Source organism: Micromonospora sp. NPDC047707 (assembly GCF_040704235.1).
In the GTDB taxonomy this organism is placed as follows: domain Bacteria; phylum Actinomycetota; class Actinomycetes; order Mycobacteriales; family Micromonosporaceae; genus Micromonospora.
In genome coordinates, this window is record NZ_JBEYSU010000116.1 from 1 (window position 1) to 2,673 (window position 2,673).

Consider the following 2,673-nt stretch of genomic DNA (forward strand, 5'->3'; position numbering starts at 1 on the left):
AACGCCCTCGCCGAATCCACGATCGGCCTATTCAAGACCGAACTGATCAAACACCGTGGGCCGTGGCGGACCTGCGACCAGGTCGAGATCGCCACCCTGGAGTACGTCGACTGGTACAACCACCGCCGCCCCCACAGCGGGGCCGCGGACCTACCACCAGCCGCCTTCGAAGCCCTCTACGATCCCACCGAACACCGGCTAACCCAGCCGGAAACCCAACCCATCTAGCCGCCACCAAACCCGGGGCGGTTCAGGCAGCGAATGATCTCGGCTTTGGTTTTGCCTTCGGCGGTGCGGCGGGCGACGTAAGCGCGGTCGGTTCGTGGTGTTGCATGCGCACGATCACCGCGGTAGAGGGCGGCGTTGGCCTGGCGGTGGCCGCCGCGGTTGAGCCGGTGTCGGTTGGTCATGCCGGAGGAGGCGGGGATCGGTGCGACGCCGCAGAGCCGCGCCCAGGCCGGTTCGGAGCGGACCCGGTCGATGTTGTCGCCGGCGACGATGAGCATCTCCGCCGCGGTGTCGGCGCCGACGCCGAACGCGTTGACCAGTTGCGGAACGAGCTGTCCGGTGAGTTCGTCCAACAGCTTGTGGTGGGTCTTGATCTCGTCGTTGAGCTGCTGCCAGCGGCGTGCGATTGAGCGCAGGGTGTGCTTGGTCGCGGCGGTCACGCTGGTGACCGGGCCCGGGCGCAGACTGGCGCACCGTTCGATGAGTGCCATTTTCGTCAAGGGCTGCAGTTGTTCGCGCAGCTCAGGGCCTGCGGTGACGAGAACCGCCTTGAGGCTGACCATCGCGGCGGTGCGGGCCTTGACCGCGACGTGTTTGGCGACCTTGATCTGTCGGATCATCTCCACCGTGCCGTCGTTGGTCTTCGGGACGCTGGTGGAGTTGCCGGCCAGCACGGAGCGGGCGGCGTTTTCGGCGTCGAGGGTGTCGCTCTTGCCGCGTAGCCGGCGGTCGCGGCGGTCGGTGCGCAGGACCTCGATCACGCCGAGACCCCTGCGGCGGACCGCGGAGGTCAGCCCGGCCTCGTAGGAGCCGGTGCCCTCGATCGCGAAGATCAGCTTCTTGGCGCCGAAGCCGGCGGCCCAATCGAGCAGCTGTTGGTAGCCGCCTTTGTCGGCGGGGAACGAGCGGGCGTCGAGCCGGCCGCCGATGTCGTCCAAGGCGACGGCGACGTGGACGTGCTTGTGGGTGTCGACGCCGATGACGACTCGACGTCGACGCGGCTCGGGGCTCATGCTTGACATCGCGGGCTCCAGCTCGGACCAGGGCGACAGGGGGTTCGTGACGCTGGCCGGACGGGTGGACGGGACTGTGACGGGACCTGCTGCGATCAGGCTCCTATGAGGTCACTGCCCGCCCGGCCAGCACCACTGGGCACTGCACCAGCCAGGCGGACGACAGATCAACAGCAAGGACACCCGAACTGCGGGGTCAGTCCTAAACAAGAGTCAGGCCGCCTGACGGCGCCTCAAAGTCTCACAGTCGTGGCAGTCGCCGATCGATCCCATCGACGGTGCAAGGCCGGCTTCCTGGATCCAGCGGGTGAAGGCCCATGACGTGAACCTCCGTGGTCCGAGTGCTTCACGGTGCCAGTCGGTTGGCGGTTGATGATGGCCATGCTCAGGACGTTGGTCACCAGCGTGGCCGTCTGCGTGGCGTCGATGGACCAGCCGACGACCTTGCGGGACAAGGTGTCCAGCACGACCGCGCCGTACACCTTGTCCTTCCGGGTCGGGTGCTCGGTGATGTCGGTGACCCACAACGGGTTCGGCGACGATCGGGTGAAGTCACGGTTGACCAGATCGCTCGCGGTCGGGGTCTGGTGCTTCGGCCGAGATCGCCGGCTACCGGGCAGCCCGCGGACGCCGGCGCGGCGCATCAGCATCTCCACCGCGTGATAGCCCACGACGAGTCCGCGACCCAGCCGCAGTTCGGCATGCACTCGGCGGGAACCGTACGTGCCACGCGATGCCAGATGCACCCGCGCGGATCTGCTCGGTCAGCCACGGGTGACGCAGCGCCCGCGGCGCTGGCGGCCGATTACGCGAGGCGTAGTACCCGGACGCCGAGACCTCGAGCACACGGCAGCAGACCTCGACGGGCAACTGCTCAGCGGCCATCCGTTGGATGACCGCGTACTGGTCTTTTGGGGGCATCACCTCCTGGAGCAGTTCAGCCGCGCGGGGATGCACGGCCAACTCGGTCTCCAGCTCGGTGACACGCCGCCGAGCGGCGACCAACTCCGCCGGGTCAGCGGAGGTGACGCCCGGCATCTGGCCGGTGTCGATCAGCTCCTGGCGGAAGCCAGTTGTAGATCGTCTGATCACCGATCTCCAAGCCCCGGAGCAACTCCGTTACCGACCGGCCGGCCTTGAGCAGATCAAGGACCTCACGACGAAACTCAGGTGGATATCTCCTCGGCACGTCTCTTCCTCAACGAGTGACGAGCCTGACGAGCCTGACGAGTCAACCATACCCGACTCCGAAAAACCCGGGGAACATCAGCTTCGGTATGGCAGGGTCCGGCGCGTTCGGTTGAGCGCGCCGGACCCTGGTGTGGTTGGAGACGTGTCTATGGTGTGCCGAAGTTGGTCCAGTCGTTCCAGCGTCCATTGGGTTCGAGTTGCCAGATGTGGGCCATGCCGGTGTTGTGTGTGTTGAATAGTG

At 66.6% G+C, this 2,673-nt stretch carries 4 protein-coding genes; 1 reads left to right on the forward strand and 3 read right to left on the reverse strand.

All coding sequences use genetic code 11. The features are described from left to right. The coding region (locus AB0873_RS32155; RefSeq protein WP_366604527.1) for an integrase core domain-containing protein at positions 1 to 228 on the forward strand (228 nt) is incomplete at its 5' end. On the opposite strand, the gene AB0873_RS32160 is transcribed toward AB0873_RS32155, so the two are convergent. The 3 genes from AB0873_RS32160 to AB0873_RS32170 all read right to left on the reverse strand — a co-directional run bounded on the left by AB0873_RS32160 (position 225) and on the right by AB0873_RS32170 (position 2,430). Beyond that, on the reverse strand, positions 225 to 1,241 hold the full coding sequence (locus tag AB0873_RS32160; protein ID WP_366604529.1) for a transposase: 1,017 nt from the start codon (positions 1,239 to 1,241) through the stop codon (positions 225 to 227). The genes AB0873_RS32155 and AB0873_RS32160 overlap by 4 nt on opposite strands. A 233-nt stretch (positions 1,242 to 1,474) precedes the next feature. Continuing rightward, complete coding sequence (locus AB0873_RS32165; RefSeq protein ID WP_366604531.1) at positions 1,475 to 1,987, reverse strand: DDE-type integrase/transposase/recombinase; 513 nt, start codon at positions 1,985 to 1,987, stop codon at positions 1,475 to 1,477. 269 nt (positions 1,988 to 2,256) lie between these two features. Beyond that, the gene (locus tag AB0873_RS32170; protein WP_366604532.1) at positions 2,257 to 2,430 is read right to left on the reverse strand and encodes a transposase; all 174 of its coding nucleotides are present in this window, start codon (positions 2,428 to 2,430) and stop codon (positions 2,257 to 2,259) included. Between the last annotated feature and the right edge of the window lie 243 nt (positions 2,431 to 2,673).